Origin of the sequence: Nevskia soli DSM 19509 (assembly GCF_000711955.1) — a bacterium.
Classification (GTDB): Bacteria; Pseudomonadota; Gammaproteobacteria; order Nevskiales; family Nevskiaceae; genus Nevskia; species Nevskia soli.
The window spans coordinates 89,829-105,451 of the sequence record NZ_JONR01000010.1; the positions used below are offsets into that span (position 1 = coordinate 89,829).

The 15,623-nt window shown below is 67.5% G+C and carries 15 protein-coding genes; 3 read left to right on the top strand and 12 right to left on the bottom strand.

The features are described from left to right. Positions 1-119: 119 nt before the first annotated feature. Positions 120-665 carry a peroxiredoxin gene (locus BP26_RS0106730; protein WP_036516250.1) on the top strand — a complete coding sequence of 182 codons (546 nt, stop codon included), beginning with the start codon at positions 120-122 and terminating at the stop codon, positions 663-665. A gap of 240 nt (positions 666-905) precedes the next feature. On the opposite strand, the gene BP26_RS0106735 is transcribed toward BP26_RS0106730, so the two are convergent. Beyond that, positions 906-1,868 (bottom strand): response regulator, encoded by a 963-nt coding sequence (locus BP26_RS0106735; protein WP_051748486.1) that lies wholly within the window; start codon positions 1,866-1,868, stop codon positions 906-908. 10 nt (positions 1,869-1,878) lie between these two features. Beyond that, positions 1,879-3,240 carry a sensor histidine kinase gene (locus tag BP26_RS0106740; RefSeq protein WP_051748488.1) on the bottom strand — a complete coding sequence of 454 codons (1,362 nt, stop codon included), beginning with the start codon at positions 3,238-3,240 and terminating at the stop codon, positions 1,879-1,881. 164 nt (positions 3,241-3,404) lie between these two features. Between BP26_RS0106740 and BP26_RS0106745 the strand changes: the two genes are divergently transcribed. Beyond that, positions 3,405-5,006: a S10 family peptidase gene (locus tag BP26_RS0106745; RefSeq protein ID WP_211254850.1), complete on the top strand. Its 1,602-nt coding sequence runs from the start codon at positions 3,405-3,407 to the stop codon at positions 5,004-5,006. Between the two features lie 219 nt (positions 5,007-5,225). On the opposite strand, the gene maiA is transcribed toward BP26_RS0106745, so the two are convergent. From maiA to phhA, 7 genes are all read right to left on the bottom strand, one after another. Further along, a complete protein-coding gene (gene maiA, locus BP26_RS0106750) occupies positions 5,226-5,873 on the bottom strand; it encodes a maleylacetoacetate isomerase (protein WP_029919813.1) in 648 nt (215 codons plus the stop codon). A 17-nt stretch (positions 5,874-5,890) separates the two neighbouring features. Beyond that, entirely contained in the window at positions 5,891-6,898 is a 1,008-nt protein-coding gene (locus tag BP26_RS0106755; RefSeq protein ID WP_029919814.1) for a fumarylacetoacetate hydrolase family protein, read from the bottom strand. Positions 6,899-6,949: 51 nt separating this feature from the next. After that, positions 6,950-8,308 carry a sensor histidine kinase gene (locus tag BP26_RS0106760; protein WP_211254851.1) on the bottom strand — a complete coding sequence of 453 codons (1,359 nt, stop codon included), beginning with the start codon at positions 8,306-8,308 and terminating at the stop codon, positions 6,950-6,952. Between the two features lie 162 nt (positions 8,309-8,470). Further along, positions 8,471-9,157 (bottom strand): response regulator, encoded by a 687-nt coding sequence (locus BP26_RS0106765; RefSeq protein WP_029919816.1) that lies wholly within the window; start codon positions 9,155-9,157, stop codon positions 8,471-8,473. A gap of 213 nt (positions 9,158-9,370) precedes the next feature. Further along, on the bottom strand, positions 9,371-10,507 hold the full coding sequence (locus BP26_RS0106770) for a homogentisate 1,2-dioxygenase (RefSeq protein WP_029919817.1): 1,137 nt from the start codon (positions 10,505-10,507) through the stop codon (positions 9,371-9,373). A gap of 136 nt (positions 10,508-10,643) precedes the next feature. Further along, a complete protein-coding gene (gene hppD / locus BP26_RS0106775) occupies positions 10,644-11,717 on the bottom strand; it encodes a 4-hydroxyphenylpyruvate dioxygenase (protein ID WP_029919818.1) in 1,074 nt (357 codons plus the stop codon). Positions 11,718-11,870: 153 nt separating this feature from the next. Further along, complete coding sequence (phhA, locus tag BP26_RS0106780) at positions 11,871-12,677, bottom strand: phenylalanine 4-monooxygenase (RefSeq protein ID WP_029919819.1); 807 nt, start codon at positions 12,675-12,677, stop codon at positions 11,871-11,873. Positions 12,678-12,809: 132 nt separating this feature from the next. On the opposite strand from phhA, the gene BP26_RS0106785 reads away from it, so the two are divergent. Further along, positions 12,810-13,274 carry an Lrp/AsnC family transcriptional regulator gene (locus tag BP26_RS0106785; protein WP_029919820.1) on the top strand — a complete coding sequence of 155 codons (465 nt, stop codon included), beginning with the start codon at positions 12,810-12,812 and terminating at the stop codon, positions 13,272-13,274. A gap of 78 nt (positions 13,275-13,352) precedes the next feature. Here BP26_RS0106785 and BP26_RS0106790 read toward each other — a convergent pair whose 3' ends face one another. From BP26_RS0106790 to pip, 3 genes are read right to left on the bottom strand one after another with little or no spacing between them, the layout of a single operon-like run. Continuing rightward, the gene (locus tag BP26_RS0106790; protein WP_051748490.1) at positions 13,353-13,973 is read right to left on the bottom strand and encodes a DUF5655 domain-containing protein; all 621 of its coding nucleotides are present in this window, start codon (positions 13,971-13,973) and stop codon (positions 13,353-13,355) included. Positions 13,974-13,983: 10 nt separating this feature from the next. Next, a complete protein-coding gene (locus tag BP26_RS0106795) occupies positions 13,984-14,436 on the bottom strand; it encodes a DUF2214 family protein (protein WP_029919822.1) in 453 nt (150 codons plus the stop codon). A 28-nt stretch (positions 14,437-14,464) separates the two neighbouring features. Continuing rightward, positions 14,465-15,412: a prolyl aminopeptidase gene (pip, locus tag BP26_RS0106800; RefSeq protein ID WP_029919823.1), complete on the bottom strand. Its 948-nt coding sequence runs from the start codon at positions 15,410-15,412 to the stop codon at positions 14,465-14,467. Between the last annotated feature and the right edge of the window lie 211 nt (positions 15,413-15,623).

A 15,623-nucleotide genomic window follows, 5' to 3' on the forward strand; every position in this document is an offset into this window, starting at 1 on the left:
CCGGCGCTTGCAACCTCGTGGGCGGGAAAAAGGCACTAACATGCCGTCCAGGCCGCACCGCGCCGCCCCTTGCGGCCCCAAGCAGCCAACAATTCCCCCATGCTTCAGGAGACCCGCTGATGCCGATCAAGAAACTGTCCGCCCTCGCGCTTGCCGGCGCACTCATCGCCCTGCCCGCGCTCGCCAGCCTCAAGGTCGGCGACAAGGCCCCTGAATTCACCACCCAGGCCTCGCTCGGCGGCAAGGTGTTCGACTTCAAGCTGGCCGAAGCGTTGAAGAAGGGCCCGGTGGTGCTGTACTTCTACCCCGCCGCCTTCACCACCGGCTGCACCATCGAGGCCCACGACTTCGCCGAGGCCACCGAGCAGTACCAGGCGCTGGGCGCCACCGTGATCGGCGTCTCGCACGACAACATCGACACGCTGAACAAGTTCTCGGTCAGCGAATGCCGCAGCAAGTTCGCGGTGGCCGCCGATCCGGACGAGGCCATCATCAAGTCCTACGACGCCGTGCTGGCCAAGAAGCCGGAATACGCGGACCGCACCTCCTACGTCATCACCCCGGACGGCAAGATCATCTACGCCTACACCGACCTGAAGCCGGATCACCACGTGGAGAACACGCTGGCCGCTTTGAAGGAGTGGAAGGCGAAGGGCGGCAAGTAAGCGCTTAACGGCGTTGCTTTGGATTGTCGGCCCCTCTTCCCGTGAATGGGAAGAGGGGCTTTTTGTTTGGTCCTGCAGGCCAGCACCATGCGCTGAAACCCCTGTTTTTCACCATGCGTGCCATGTGTGCCAAGGCTTTTTGTTGGCACACATGCGGTGAGCGATGTTCCTTTTACCCCGAAAAAGGGGCCGGGGAAAACTGGATCCGGCTTGCGCCGGAATGACCATGGGACGGCAAAATCAAACCGTAGCGCGTCCCCGCAAGCGCCCAAGGAACCCCATCACCCGCGTCGCCACCGACAATTCCTCCGGCTGCCTGATCTTCTCCACCACGTGCCGCTCCCGCAGCTTGGGCGAGGCCTTGAGCATGCGGTGGTGGCGCAGGGCGGAGGCGATGTTCATGCCCAGGGGGCCGGGGCGCAGGGGCTTGGGCAGGAGGCGGTAGATCTGGCCCTGGTTGATCAGGTTGATCAGCACGCCGGTGTCCTGGAACGGCGTCATGACGATGGTCACCACTTCCGGGTACTGCGCCTTGAGCAGCTTCAGCGCGGTGGTCAGGCTTTCGCGCTGCACCACCAGCTCGGACACGATCACGCCCACCGGGTGATGTTCCAGATGGTCGAAGGCCTGTTCCAGGCTGCGGGCCCAGTACACCGGCTGGGCGGCGCCGACGAGGTCCTGCACGGCGCGGAACACCTCGGCGTCGTCCTCGATCACCAGGATGCCCTCGGCGGAGGCGGGCGACACCGGCACCATTTCCACCGCGGTGACGGCCCGCGCGGCGGTGATGGGCGCGGTCTCGGCGGCGGGGGCGGTGAACAGGGCGGCGGCGATCTGCGCGGCCTGGTCGACGGTGGTGCGCAGCTCGGCGGCGTCCCAGGGCTTGTTGACGTAGCGGAAGATTTCGCCCTCGTTGACCGAGGCAACGATGGCGTCCAGCTCGGAGTAGCCGGTGAGCAGGATGCGCATGGTGTTGGGGCTGCGCTCCTTCACCTCGCGCAGCAGGTCGGCGCCGCGCATGATCGGCATCTTCTGGTCGCTGACGATGACATGGATCTGCGTGCGCTCGACGATCGCCAGCGCCTCGCGCGCGTCGGTGGTGGTGTGCAGCTGGTACTGGCCGCGGAACAGCATCGCCAGCGAGCGCAGGATGCGCTCCTCGTCGTCGACCAGCAGCAGGGCGGGCTTGTTCGGCGCGATCATGGGAGCCTCGTCACGCGGCGCGGGCCGCGTCTGGTGCTGCGACAGCGGGTTGAACGGCGGGGGCGAGCGGCAGGCTGATGACGAAGCGCGTGCCCTTGCCGACCACGGAGGCGACCTGGATGGTGCCGCCGTGCGCCTGCACGATCTGGTAGCTGATCGACAGGCCCAGGCCGGTGCCCTGGCCGACCGGCTTGGTGGTGAAGAAGGGGTCGAACACCTTGCGCAGGTGTTCCTGCGCGATGCCCTTGCCGTTGTCCTGGATGCTGACGCGCACCCACTCGCCGTCGGCCTCGGTCTTCAGCAGCAGCTTGCCCTGGTCGTGCTCGATCGCCTGCGCGGCGTTGCTCATGATGTTGAGCAGCACCTGGTTGATCTGCGAGGGCGAGCAGGCCACGTTGGGGATCTCGCCGTAGCGCTTGATCACCTCGACCTTGTTCTTCAGCACGTTGTTGGCGATGACCAGGGTCTGGTCGAGGCAGTCGTTGAGGCTCACCTCCGCCACCTTGGCCGCATCGAGGCGGCTGAAGTTGCGCAGGTTGATGACCAGTTCCTTGATCGTGTCGACGCCGAACAGGGTGTCGCCGAACAGCGCCTCGGTATCCTCCAGCAGCTTGCTCTCCTGCAGGTCGTGGGCGTCGGCGCTGAGCTTGAACAGCAGGCGGCTCAGCTCCTGCTCGTCGGTGCCTTCGTCGGTGAGCATGCGCGTCAATTCCTCGTGCTCGCCGAGCATGGCGCGCAACTGGGCGAAGACGCCCTGCACCATCTCGACGTTGTTGCGCACATAGCCCAGCGGCGTGTTGATCTCGTGCGCCACGCCGGCCACCATCTGGCCCAGCGAGGCCATCTTTTCCGACTGCACCAGGGCGGTCTGCGAGGACTTCAGCTGGCGATAGGCCTCGGACAGCTGCTGCGCGTTCTGCGCCACCCGCGCCTGGATCGCGCCGAGCAGGTCGATGACCACGCCGACGCCGCTGTAGCGCCCGTCGCGGGTGACGATGAAATCCTCGCTGATCGGGCTGCCGATATTGGCGGCGACATATTCCGCGGCGGCTTCCAGGGAAAGGTTGTCCGCCACCAGCAGCGGGGCGCGGTTCATCACCTCGGTCACCGGCCGGTTGCCGTACAACTCGCGGCCGAAGCGCATCATGAAGACGTCGGTCAGCTGGTTGCGGCTGACCGTGCCCAGCGGCACACCCCGGTCCACCACCGGCAGGCACAGCAGGCCGGCGTATTCCGGCCGCTTGATGATGTCCGCCACCTCCACCACCGTGGTCGCGGGCGCGATCGGCTGCACCGCGCGGCGCAGGGCGGCGAGTTCGGCGGCAGCCGCGGGCGCCGCAGGCGGCACGGCTCGGGGGTCTTCGGGGCTCATGACCGATCGAAATTACGCGAGGGCCGTGAATCCTTTATTGCAGCCCGGTGAAGAGCTGGCCCGAAAGGCGCGGCCGGGGCGGCCCGGCGCCGGCCCGCGGCGACTCGACGGCGTGGCATTTTCGTTGCAGAGTACAGCGCAGTATCCCCTTCCCGGAGTCACCAATGATGCTGCGCTCCCTGCTGCCGGCCGCTTTCGCGGCGGCGCTCCTGACTGCTTTGCCCTGTTCCATCCTGCCCTTCGCCGCCGCTGCGGCCGAGACCGACAAGGCCGAGGCCAAGGCTGCCGAAGGCGATAAAAGCCCCGCCGACAAGAAGGATGCGGGCAAAGCCGAAGAACCCATCCCGAAGGAGGCCGCGGTCGTCACCCACGGCGAGGTGCAGGTCGGCGGCAAGTCCATCGCCTACACCGCCAGCACCGGCACCCTGCTGATCCGCGATGCCGAGGGCAAGCCGCAGGCCAGCGTGTTTTATGTCGCGTACACCGCCGACGGCGGCAAAAACGGCGCCTCCACGCGCCCCGTTACCTTTCTTTACAACGGCGGTCCCGGCTCGGCTTCGCTATGGTTGCACATGGGCTCGTTCGGCCCGGTGCGCCTCACCACCGCAAGCCCCGATCCGACCGGCCCGGCGCCGTACAAGCTGGTCAACAACGACGACAGCCTGCTCGACCGCACCGACCTCGTCTTCATCGACGCCATCGGTACCGGCTTCTCCAAGCCGGTGGGCAAGGGCACCGGCAAGGACTTCTGGGGCGTGGACCAGGATGCCACTTCCTTCGCCAGGTTCATCGAGCGCTACATCACCGTCAACCAGCGCTGGAACTCCCCCAAGTTCCTGATCGGCGAATCCTACGGCACGCCGCGTTCGGCGGTGCTGTCCAACGTGCTGCAGAACGACGGCGTCTCGCTCAACGGCGTGGTGCTGGTCTCCTCGATCCTCAATTACGGCGCGCGCATTCCCGGCCTGGACGAGGAGTTCATCGACTACCTGCCGAGCTACGCCGCCATTGCCTGGTACCACGACAAGCTCAGCCCCAAGCCGGCCGACCTCGTCGCCTATGAGCAGGAAGTGCGCGCTTTCGCCCGCGGCGAATACGCCGCCGCCCTGGCCCAGGGCCACAACCTGCCCAAGGCGCAGCTGGATGCGGTGGCCGCCAAGATGTCGCATTACACCGGCCTGAGCGTGGCCTACATCGAGGACGCCAACCTGCGCGTCAACGCCGCGCGCTTCCGCGCCGAACTGCTGCGCGGCGAGCGCCGCACCATGGGCCGCTACGACGCCCGCTTCGAGGGCATCGACCCCGACGCCGGCGGCGAGACCCCCTCCACCGATGCGTCCGACACCGGCATCATCGGCGCCTTCACCGCCGCCTTCAACGACTATCTGGGACGTACCCTGAAGTACTCGAGCGATGTGCCCTACGCCCTGTCCGGCCGCGACATCAACAAGGACTGGGACTGGAAGCACAAGGTGCCGGGCCGCGAGCGTCCGATCCAGCTGCCCAGCACCGCCGGCGACCTCGCCGCGGCGATGCGGGTGAACCCGAAGCTGAAGGTGTTTTCCGCCAACGGCTGGTTCGACCTGGCGACGCCGTTCTTCGCCACCGAATTCGACCTGAGTCACATGGACCTCGACCCCTCGCTGGTGCCGAACGTGCAGTTCGGCTACTACCCGGCGGGCCACATGATCTACCTCAACACCGAGGCCCTGAAGCAGCTCAAGAACGATCTCGGCAAGTTCTACGACGCCGCGGCCAAGGGTTGATTCCCCAGGGAGCCCCTGATCGTTTCGTCACTCCCGCATCGGCGGGGGCCGGTTTTTGATTTCCGACCTTCGCAAAACAGGATTTCGCCTGCGACACGGTGCCGCGCCAGCGTGGGTGCGGGAGCAGGCGATGCAGCCCCTCCCGCACCCACCGTTCCGGGCACCGTGTCGGGGCTGCCCTACGCGGGAATGACGATGATCCGATTGATCAGAGGTTCCCTAAACCTTCTGCGCATCCACCTGCAAATCGGGATGCGCGGCGATGAATCCCGCATGCTCACGACACCGCGTCGCGACCGCCTGCAGGCGCGGCCAGTCGCGCACCGCGCCGAAGCGTTCGGCCGCGTACAGCTGCGGCACCAGGCAGCAGTCGGCGTAGGTCGGCGTCTCGCCGAAGCAGTAGGGCGTGGCCTCGCGGACTTGCAGCTCCTGTTCCAGGGCGTCGAGGTTCAGCCCGATCCAGTGCCGCACCCAGGTCTTGCGCCGCTCCTCGTCCACGCCTAGTTCCTTGTCCAGGTACTGCAGCAGGCGGGTGTTGTGCAGCGGCTGCACGTCGCTGGCGATGACCTGGCAGAACGACCACATGCGCGCGGCATCGCGCGAATCCTCCGGCACCAGCGCCGGCTGCGGCACCTGCGCTTCCAGGTACTGGAAGATCGCCAGCGACTGTCCCAGCGCGAAATCGCCGTCGACCAGCAGCGGCACCATCTCCTGCGGATTGAGTGCGCGATATTCCGGCTTGTGCTGCTCGCCGCCGTCGCGCAGCAGGTGCACCGGGATCGACTCGTACTGGATCAGCTTGAGATTGAGCGCGATGCGCACCCGGTAGCTGGAAGAGGAGCGCCAGTAGTTGTAGAGCTTGAGCATGGCCTTCGCCTTGGAGCTTATTCACCCACCGCCTGGTCGATGGCGCCGAAGATCGACTGCCCGTCGTCGCCGAACATCTCGATGCGCACGCGGTCGCCGCGCTTGAGGAAGGGCGTCTGCGGCTTGCCCAGCTGGATGGTCTCGATGGTGCGCACCTCGGCCAGGCAGGAATAGCCGACGCCGCCCTGGTCCACCGGCTTGCCCGGGCCGCCGTCGGGGCCGCGGTTGGAAACGGTGCCGCTGCCGATGATGGCGCCGGCGCCGAGCGCGCGGGTCCTCGCGGCGTGGGCGACGAGGGTGGGGAAGTCGAAGGTCATGTCGGTGCCGGCGTCGGGCTGGCCGAGCTTGCGGCCGTTGATCTGCGACAGCAGCGGCCGGTGCAGGCGGCCGCCGTCCCAGGCGGCGCCGAGCTCGTCCGGCGTCACCGCGCAGGGCGAGAAGGCGCTGCTGGGCTTGGACTGGAAGAAGCCGAAGCCCTTGGCCAGTTCATCGGGAATCAGGCCGCGCAGCGAGACGTCGTTGACCAGCATCAGCAGGCGGATCGCCTGTCCGGCCTGCGCCGCCGTGCTGCCCAGGGCGAGATCGCCGGTGATCACCGCGATCTCGGCCTCGAGGTCGCAGCCCCAGGATTCGTCGGCCAGCGGGATCGCCTGCGTCGGGGCGAGGAAGGTGTCGCTGCCGCCCTGGTACATCAGCGGGTCGGTCCAGAAGCTGGGCGGCATGTCGGCGCCGCGCGCCTTGCGCACCAGCTCGACGTGGTTGACGTAGGCGCTGCCGTCGGCCCACTGGTAGGCGCGTGGCAGCGGCGACAGGCACTCGTCGGCGCTGAATGCCATGGTGCCGGCGATCATGCCCTCGTCGAGGCGGGCCGACAGCGCTTCCAGCTCGGGCGCGATGGTGTCCCAGTCGTCGAGCGCGGCCTGCAGGGTTTTGACGTGCGGCGCCGGCGCGGCGTGCGAGAGGTTGCGGCTGACCACCACCAGGCGGCCGTCGCGCGTGCCGTCCTTGAGCGTTGCGAGTTTCATGCGGCTCCGGAGAATCAGTTTGCGGAACGGAAATCCGCCGATGCCCGCATTTTACGCCTTGGCCGGCCCCGCGCCGGGCATCCCCGCGACCAGCGGCAGGGACAATGTGACGCGCAGCCCACCACCTTCAGCGTTGGCCGCGGCGGTGTGACCGCCGTGCGCGCGCACGATGCGCTCGACGATGGCCAGGCCCAGGCCGTGGCCATCGGCGCGCGCGGCGTTGCCGCCGCGGAAGAACGGCCGGAACAGCTTCGGCAGGTCGGCCTCAGGCACGCCGGGGCCGTGGTCGCGCACGCTCAGTTCGGCGCGGTCGCCGTTGCGCGCCAGCCGTACCAGTACTTCGCCGCCGGCGCTGAACTTGATGCTGTTGGACAGCAGGTTGTCCAGGGCCCGCGCCAGGAGCTGTGTATTGCCGCTGGTGTCCAGGGCCGTGCCGGTGTCGAGGCGCAGGCGCACGCCGTGGGCGCCGGCTTCCAGCTCCGCCTCGGCGACGCAGTCGCCGGCCAGTGCGGCGAGATCCACCGGCTCGCGCGCCATGCCGGGCAGGTCCGCTTCCATGCGCGACAGCGCCAGCAGTTCGCCGATCAGCACGTCGAGCCGCGCGATTTCATGCTCGGCGCGCTGGAAGTGCGCCGCCGCACCCTCGGCGGATTCCTGCCGCGCCAGCTCCAGGATCAGCTGCAGGCGCGCCAGGGGCGAGCGCAGCTCGTGCGAGACGTCCTGCAGCACGCCGCGCTCGTGCGCCACCAGCGCCTCGATGCGGCCCGCCATGTGATCGAACTCGCGGGCCAGCAGGCCCAGCTCGTCGCGGGCCAGCGGATAGGGCCCGCCGACGCGCGAGGACAGGTCGCCGGCGGCCATGCGCTGCGCCGCCTGCTGCAGGGCCGCCACCGGGCGCGCAATGCTGCGCGCCACCAACCAGCCGACACCGCCGATGGCGATCAGCGACAGCGCGATCTGCACGCCCAGCAGCAGTTCCAGCTTGGCGTGCTGCGGCCGGGGGCCGCGCACCGCGAGCATCTGCCGCGGCGTGCCGTCGCCGCCCACCACTTTCTGCCCGACCAGCAACACCTCCGGCACCGGCCGCAGCACGATGCTGTCGCCGGACAGCAGCTGCGGCAGGTGCCGCGCCAGCAGCGGCCCGGTGGGCCGCCCGAGGACATCGTGGCCGTCCTCGAACAGCATCACCTGGAAGCGCTCGCTGTGCCGCGTCGCCTCGGTCCAGTCGGTCAGGCCGGCGGGGCCGCCGCGGACGTAGGCGTCGTCGGCGGCCTGCGCCAGCGCCGGCCAGTCCAGTTCGCCGCCGTAGGTGCGGCGCGCGATGTCCTGCGTCACCGCCACGCTGACCAGCAGCGTGATGACGTTGGCCATGCAGAACCACAGCAGCAGGCGGCGGTAAAGGGGGCTCAAGCGGGGCCTGTAGGCGTTGGAATCATTGCTGCGGCGAAGCTCGCTTCGCGCAGCGCCGGGTGCGACCGGCGCAGTTTACCCGAGCGGCTCGATGCTCCGTCTTGCTCGATTTCACGCTTCAAGCGGGGCGCCGGCCATGCGGACGGGCACCGGTGCCGCGTCTCAGGCCCGCTGCGTTATGAGCAGGTAGCCGGCGCCGCGCACCGCTTCGATGGCCGGCGCACTGGTCGAGGCTTCGGACAGCTTGCGCCGCAGGCGGCTGACGTGAACGTCGACGCTGCGGTCGAAGCGTTCGATCTCGCGCCCCAGGGCCAGGCGGGTCAGCGTGGCCTTGCCCACCACCTCGCCGGCGTGCTGCGCCAGCGTCAGCAGCAAAGCGAATTCGGCGCCGGTCAGGCGCAGTTCCTGGCCCTCCACCGAAGCGCGGCGTTCCGCCGGGTGCAGGTGCAGGGAGCCCAGGCTCAGTTCGTCCGCCGCCGGCAGGGTCTGGCGCCGCAGCTGGGCGCGCACCCGCGCCAGCAGCTCGCGCGGCAGGCAGGGTTTGGACAGGTAATCGTCGGCGCCGAGTTCCAGGCCGACCACGCGGTCCACCGGCTCGCCGCGCGCCGACAGCATGATCACCGGCAGGCGGTGCTGCTGGCGCAATTCCCGTAGCGTTTCGAGGCCGTCGCCGCCCGGCATCATCACGTCGAGAATCAGCAGCTCGGGGCGCAGGGCGGCGTCGCGCAGGCGTTCCAGTGCCGCTTCGCCGTCGTGTACCGCCTCCACCTCGAAGCCCTCGCGACGCAGGTAATCGGTCAACAGGGCGCACAGCTCGCGGTCGTCGTCGGCTATCAGGATGCGTGACATCCCCCTAATGTCGGGCCGCGGGGCGTTCTGCGCAACTTCAGACGACTTTGATTTACCCATCTTTACGCACGCTGCCGCGCCTCCGGATTGCTGCGGAGCGCGGGGACGCGCGCCGGTATGCAACCACTCATGACCTGTTTTCAGCGCCGCAGTTCCCCGGAGGCCGATCGCGCCCGATGGGCGGGGGCGAGCGGCGCGCCGCGCCGGAAGGCGCTATTTCTGCTGCCAGCTGCGGTGGTAGTCGTGGAATTCCGCGGCCGTGGCCGCTTCGTCGATATCCAGCGCGTCGCGCGCGTCGATCATCACCGCGTACTCGTCAGTACCCGGTTTGGTCTGCTGCAGCATCCGGCCCAGCGCCTTGGGATGCGGGCCGTGGGTGAAGCCGCAGGGGTGCAGGGTGATCATGCCGGGGTGGATGTTGTCGCGCGAGAAGAAATCGCCGGCGTGGTAGAAGATCACCTCGTCGAAATCGTCGTTGTTGTGGAAGAACGGCACCTTGATCGCGCCCGGATCGGTCTCGAACGGGCGCGGCGTGAAGGTGCAGACGACGAAGCGGCCGGCGACGAAGGTGGTGTGCGCCGACGGCGGCAGGTGGAAGCGGTGGCTCATCAGCGGCCGGATGTCGCGCACGTTGATGCGCACCGGATGCAGCGAGCCATGCCAGCCGATGGCATCGAGCGGGTTGTAGGGGTAGACCACCGTGGACACTTCATTGCGCCGCTTGATCCGCACCGCCCAGTCGCGCGCCGCCGCCGCGCCCTGCTGCTGGGCCTTGAAGGCATCGTCGATGCGCGGCAGGTCCAGCATGGCCGGGTCGAAGATGGCGTGTTCGCCCACCAGGCCCTTGTCCGGCAGGGTGTAGCTGGAATTGGTCGCTTCGATCAGCAGCATCTGCATCGGCGCGGCGCAGTCGATGCGCCACATGGTGCTGCGCGGCAGCACGATGTAGTCGCCGGCCTCGATGGCCAGGTGCCCGTAGTCGCAGTACAGCTCGCCGCTGCCGTTGTGGACGAACAGCAGTTCGTCGCCGTCGGCGTTGCGCGCCAGGTGATCCATCGACTCGCGGCAGGTCCAGAAGCGCATGCGCAGGGCGGCGTTGTGCAGCAGCAAGGCCGCGTCCCAGGGTGAATGGCCGTGCGGCTTGATCCTGACGCAGTCGAAGGCGCGCGGCCGCAGCGGGCCTTCCCAGGATTTCCAGCCGGTGGGCGGGCGCGGGTGGTACATATGCGTCGCCGGGCCGAAGAAGCCTTCCTTGCCCAGCTCGCGCTCGACCGTGCCCTCGGGCAGGTCGGCATGGGCCTGGCGCGAGGCATTGCCCTCGATGTGCGGGCGGTAGATCCATTTCTTCATGCGTTCTCCTCCTTTCGCCCTTCTCCCTTCGGGAGAAGGGTTGGGGATGAGGGGCGCAGCCTCGACGCAGTATGCACCCTCTCGCGAGCGCGGCCCCTCACCCCTGCCCCTCTCCCGGAGGGAGAGGGGATGAACCTCAGGCCGCTTCGCTCTTCAGCACGCCGCGCCGCACCTGGTCTTCCTCGATGCTTTCGAACAGGGCCTTGAAGTTGCCTTCGCCGAAGCCCTCGTTGCCCTTGCGCTGGATGATCTCGAAGAAGATCGGGCCGATCACGGTGGAGGTGAAGATCTGCAGCAGGATGCCGTCCTCGACGCTGCCGTCGATCAGCAGGCGCAGTTCGCGCAGGCGCGCCACGCTCTCGTGGTGGCCCGGCACGCGCGCTTCGATCTTCTCGTAATAGGTTTCCGGCGTGTCCATGAACACCACGCCGCGGTCGCGCAGCGCGGTCACGGTGGCGTAGATGTCGTCGGTGGCCAGCGCCAGGTGCTGGATGCCTTCGCCGCGGTAGTCGCGGATGAATTCGGCGATCTGGCTCCTGTCGTCGGCGCTCTCGTTGATCGGGATGCGCAGCTTGCCGCAAGGGCTGGTGAGCGCACGCGACACCAGGCCGGTCTGCTTGCCTTCGATGTCGAAGTAGCGGATCTCGCGGAAGTTGGCGATGCGCTCGTAGAAGCCGGACCACACGTCCATATTGCCCTTCTCGACGTTGTGGGTCAGGTGGTCGAGCGTCTTCAGGCCGACGCCCTGCGGATGCTGGTCGGCGCCTTCGATCGGGATGAAGTCGACGTCGTAGATGGTCTTGTCGCCGTAGCGGTCGATGAAATAGAGCACGCTGTTGCCGATGCCGTAGACCGCCGGCAGGTTCAGCTCCATGAAGCCCGGCTTGGTGTCGAACGGCACGGCGCCCTGCGACACGGCGTAGGCATAGGCCTTGGCCGCATCCTTCACGCGCCAGCCCATGGCGCAGGCGGAAGGGCCGTGGGCCTGGGCGAACTGGGCGAAGTGGGTGTACGGCGTGCCGTTGACCAGGAAGTTGATGTCGCCCTGGCGGAACAGCGTCACGTCCTTGCTGCGGTGGCGCGCCACGGCGGTGAAGCCGAGCAGCTCGAACAGCTTGTGCAGCTGCTCGATGCCGGCGCGGTTGGGCGCGGTGTACTCGACGAACTCGAAGCCGTCGGTCTGCAGCGGATTGGTGGTGTTCTTTTCCATCGTGAATCTCCGTGGTGGACATCCTGTCCAGGCTGCCGGACATCCATGTCCGGACTCTTCAAATAAGCGCGCTGTCGACTAGCTTCTCTCTGGAACGCTACAGCACTGTGATACGCCCAAATAACAGACCGCTCAAGTGGGCGCTTGTTGCGACTACGCGGCCGCCGCGTCGCCTTTTGCAGGAAACAGCGGAGCATGCAGCCCCATGCGCTTGGCCTGCTGTACCAGGCCCATGATGTCCTGTTGCGTCATCTCGAACAGCTGGCGCAGGTCCTCGATGACGTAGTACAGCGGCTGCATGATGTCGATACGGTAGGGGGTGCGCAGCGCATCGACGATGTCGAAGCGGCGGCGCAGCGCCTGGTCGCTGTTGTAGGCGTATTCGGTCTCGCCGATGGAGGAGAGGATGCCGCCGCCGTAGATGCGCAGCGCCTCGCCGGGCTTGCGCATCAGGCCGAACTCCACCGTGAACCAGTACATGCGCGCCAGGTAGACGCGGTCCTCGCGGCTGGCGGCGAGGCCGAGCTTGCCGTAGGCGTGGGTGAAGTCGGCGAAATACTGGTTGGTCAGCAGCGGCGTGTGGCCGAAGATCTCGTGGAAGATGTCCGGCTCCTGCAGGTAGTCCAGCTCCTCGCGGGTGCGCACGAAGGTGGCGGCGGGAAACTTGCGGTCGGCCAGCAGGGCGAAGAATTCGGAAAAGGGAATCAGCGCCGGCACGTAGGCCACTTCCCAGCCCGTTTCGCGCTTCAGGCGCCGCGATACCTCGCCGAGCTGGGGCACGCGGTCTTCCGGGAGCTTGAGCAGGTCCAGGCCGTGCATGAACTCGTCACAGGCCTTGCCGCGGATCGCCTGCTTCTGGCGCGCGAACAACTCCGCCCAGATGGCGTTTTCCGCATCGGAATAGCGGATCTGGCCGGACGCGTCGGGCAGCGGCGAAACGTACTTGGTCTGCTTTCCCATGGGTCGGACTCATCCGGGCGATGCGAACAACCACTCTAGCGCGAAAGGGCAGCGCTTTCCTTGCGAATTCACACCGAAGAGCTACTATCTGTGCATCTTTTCACTATGAAAATGCCAATAACTAGGTAAAACATGCAAAGCGAACTGGATCGCACCGACCTGCGCATGCTGCGCGAGCTGCAGAAGAACGGCCGCATGCCGGTGGTGGACCTGGCGGAGAAGGTGTCGTTGTCGCCCACCGCCTGCCAGCGCCGGCTGCGCCGGCTGGAGGACAGCGGCGTGATCGAGCGCTACGCCGCGGTGCTCAGCCCGGCGGCGCTGGGGCAGCGCATCCAGGCCTTCGTCCGCGTCAGCATCGAGCGGCAGTCCAAGGATGTCACCGAGGCCTTCGAGCACGCCATCAAGCGCCAGCCCGAGGTGCGCGCCTGCTACGTCATGACCGGCGATCTCGATTTCCTGCTGCATGTGATGGTGCCGGATCTGCAGGCCTTCGCCGAGTTTTCGATGAAGGTGCTGATCGGCCTGCCGGGAGTGAAGGACGTGCGTTCCAGCCTGGTGCTGGATGCGGTGAAGCAGGACGAGGGGGTGCCTTTGTAGGGCGGGCCGTGCCCGCCGCTTCGCCGAGGTCTGGATAGGTGCGCCGGCGGGCACGGCCCGCCCTACAAGTGCTCCAGCTCAGGCTGCATCCAGCGCGTAAGCCTTGGCCAGCCACTGTTTCGTCTCCGCATCGATATCCGCCGCCGCAGCAATGGCGATGCGATGGGTGATGCGGTCCTTCTTGGCGAAGCCGCCGGTGTCGATCAGCCGGCCGCCCGCCTTCAAATCTCCCAGAGCCAGGCCCAGGTCGAGCCGGGTGCGGGTGCTCGGCTTGAGCTGGGCAAAGACATGCTTGCGGTAGAGCGGCACGAAAGTCTTGCAGGGGCTGATCTTCACGTCCTTGCCCAGCTTGAGGCCGATGCCGAGCAATTCCTCGTAGAGCGGCCGCAGCCCGGCCTTCGGACCGGCGAACAGATTTTCCACGTAGACCGGCGCGACGCGCAGATAGGCTTCGGCGCTGCACCAGTCGCTGCCTGCGCTGGCGGCGTCGGCAATCACCATGCAGGTGGAACCGCCCAGGCCGTGCTGATCCTTCAGCCATTGGCGGATCGCTTTCGCATCGGCGAGCTTCTGCTTCGCCACTAGGGCCAGCCATGCGGGCAGCGAGCGGCCGGTGTTCTGGACCAGGTTTCCCGCTATGGCCTGGGTGTGGGTCACGGCGGGATGGACGGAGTAGGTCGGCGGATTCGCTTTGGCCACGGCGTCCTCCTCAGAAATGCAGATCTCTGGCCATCATCACGCCGAACAGCGGCAGCAACACCAGCAGGTGCAGTTCGATCATCACGTAGCGCCTGGCGCGTTTCAGTTCCGCCGCCGGCACCATGTAGGCCGGATCGCGGCGGAAGGCCTTGGCCCAGCGGATGAATTGCAGGGTCGGCATGATCGACAGCAGGGCGACCAGCACGAACACGCCGATCTTGGCGTGGAACACCGGGTTATGGGCGTAATAGCCCCAGCCCTTGGCGCCCCACACGGCGCGCGACAGGCCGCTGGACAGGACGGCGACGGCCGCGATGGCGACGCCGATGTCCAGCCTGGCCAGCCAGCGGCCGCTCTGCGCGATCAGCGCCGGCCGCAGCAGCGCCGCCTCGGCCAGGATCAGCGAGACCAGGGCGATGATGCAGAGGAAATGCAGGTAGGCCAGCGTGGCGTCGAGCAGCATGGTTCCTCCCGGTCGGCGGTTGCGGGGCTCAGAGCCTGGCGAAGTGGTCCGCCGCCTCGATCAGGCGGTTCAGGGTGCCGTGCTCGGAGGCGGCGTGGCCGGCGTCCGGCACCACGGTGAAGGTGGCTTCCGGCCAGGCGCGGTGCAGATCCCAGGCGGATTTCATCGGGCAGACCACGTCGTAGCGGCCCTGCACGATGACGGCGGGGATGTGGCGGATCTTGTCCACGTCTTCCAGCAACTGGTTGGGCGAGCGGAAGAAGCCGCCGTTGACGAAGTAGTGGCATTCGATGCGGGCGAAGGCTTCGGAGAAGTTGTCGCCGGCATAGCGGGCGATCATGTCCTCGCTCTGCAGCAGCTTGCTGGTGGCGCCTTCCCAGGTGCTCCAGGCGCGGGCCGCCTCGCGGCGCACCGCGGCGTTTTCGCTGGTGAGGCGCCGGTGGTAGGCCGCCACCAGGTCGCCGCGCTCGGACTGCGGGATCGGCGCCAGGTAATGCTCCCAGGCGTCCGGGTAGATCCAGTTGGCGCCTTCCTGGTAGAACCAGTGGATCTCCTCCGGCCGCAGCAGGAAGATGCCGCGCAGGATCAGGGCCCGGGTCTGCGCCGGGTGCGCCTGGGCGTAGGCCAGGCCCAGGGTGCTGCCCCAGGAGCCGCCGAACACCACCCACTGCTCGATGCCGAGCAGGCCGCGGATGCGCTCCATGTCAGCCACCAGGTCGCCGGTGGTGTTTTCGCGCAGTTCGGCGTTGGGCGTGCTGCGGCCGCAGCCGCGCTGGTCGAACAGCACGATGCGGTAGCGCTTCGGATCGAAGAACTGGCGATGCCAGGGCTCGCAGCCGCCGCCGGGACCGCCGTGCACGAAGATCACGGCGCGGCCGTTGGGGTTGCCGCACTCCTCGACGTAGATCTCGTGCAGGGCGGAGACCTTGAGGCGGTGGGTGCGGTAGGGCTCGATCGGCGGGTACGGCTGGGCCATGGGGACTTCCATCGGTGGATGCGCCAGCTTACCGGATTCGGCAGCTTGCGAAGGCGTGGCGGGGTTGGGCGAGGCGGCGCTTTCCGGACCCGGGGGCCATCCGTCAGGATGTTGGCAACTCATTGCGCCAATTGATTGATGTGGCAAGACAGTTGCAGCTAATATCCATCCATGAAATCGGCGCAAGTTCCTTTCTTCGCCGGGGGCGATG

What these genes read in the sequence shown, in the direction of transcription:
- BP26_RS0106795 (WP_029919822.1), bottom strand. Translation starts at nt 14,436, where the DNA reads ATGCTGCTCGACGCCACGCTGGCCTACCTGCATTTCCTCTGCATCATC.
- BP26_RS0106735 (WP_051748486.1), bottom strand. Translation starts at nt 1,868, where the DNA reads ATGATCGCGCCGAACAAGCCCGCCCTGCTGCTGGTCGACGACGAGGAG.
- BP26_RS0106740 (WP_051748488.1), bottom strand. Translation starts at nt 3,240, where the DNA reads ATGAGCCCCGAAGACCCCCGAGCCGTGCCGCCTGCGGCGCCCGCGGCT.
- maiA (WP_029919813.1), bottom strand. Translation starts at nt 5,873, where the DNA reads ATGCTCAAGCTCTACAACTACTGGCGCTCCTCTTCCAGCTACCGGGTG.
- BP26_RS0106765 (WP_029919816.1), bottom strand. Translation starts at nt 9,157, where the DNA reads ATGTCACGCATCCTGATAGCCGACGACGACCGCGAGCTGTGCGCCCTG.
- BP26_RS0106730 (WP_036516250.1), top strand. Translation starts at nt 120, where the DNA reads ATGCCGATCAAGAAACTGTCCGCCCTCGCGCTTGCCGGCGCACTCATC.
- phhA (WP_029919819.1), bottom strand. Translation starts at nt 12,677, where the DNA reads ATGGGAAAGCAGACCAAGTACGTTTCGCCGCTGCCCGACGCGTCCGGC.
- BP26_RS0106755 (WP_029919814.1), bottom strand. Translation starts at nt 6,898, where the DNA reads ATGAAACTCGCAACGCTCAAGGACGGCACGCGCGACGGCCGCCTGGTG.
- BP26_RS0106770 (WP_029919817.1), bottom strand. Translation starts at nt 10,507, where the DNA reads ATGAAGAAATGGATCTACCGCCCGCACATCGAGGGCAATGCCTCGCGC.
- hppD (WP_029919818.1), bottom strand. Translation starts at nt 11,717, where the DNA reads ATGGAAAAGAACACCACCAATCCGCTGCAGACCGACGGCTTCGAGTTC.
- BP26_RS0106745 (WP_211254850.1), top strand. Translation starts at nt 3,405, where the DNA reads ATGATGCTGCGCTCCCTGCTGCCGGCCGCTTTCGCGGCGGCGCTCCTG.
- pip (WP_029919823.1), bottom strand. Translation starts at nt 15,412, where the DNA reads ATGGCCCAGCCGTACCCGCCGATCGAGCCCTACCGCACCCACCGCCTC.
- BP26_RS0106785 (WP_029919820.1), top strand. Translation starts at nt 12,810, where the DNA reads ATGCAAAGCGAACTGGATCGCACCGACCTGCGCATGCTGCGCGAGCTG.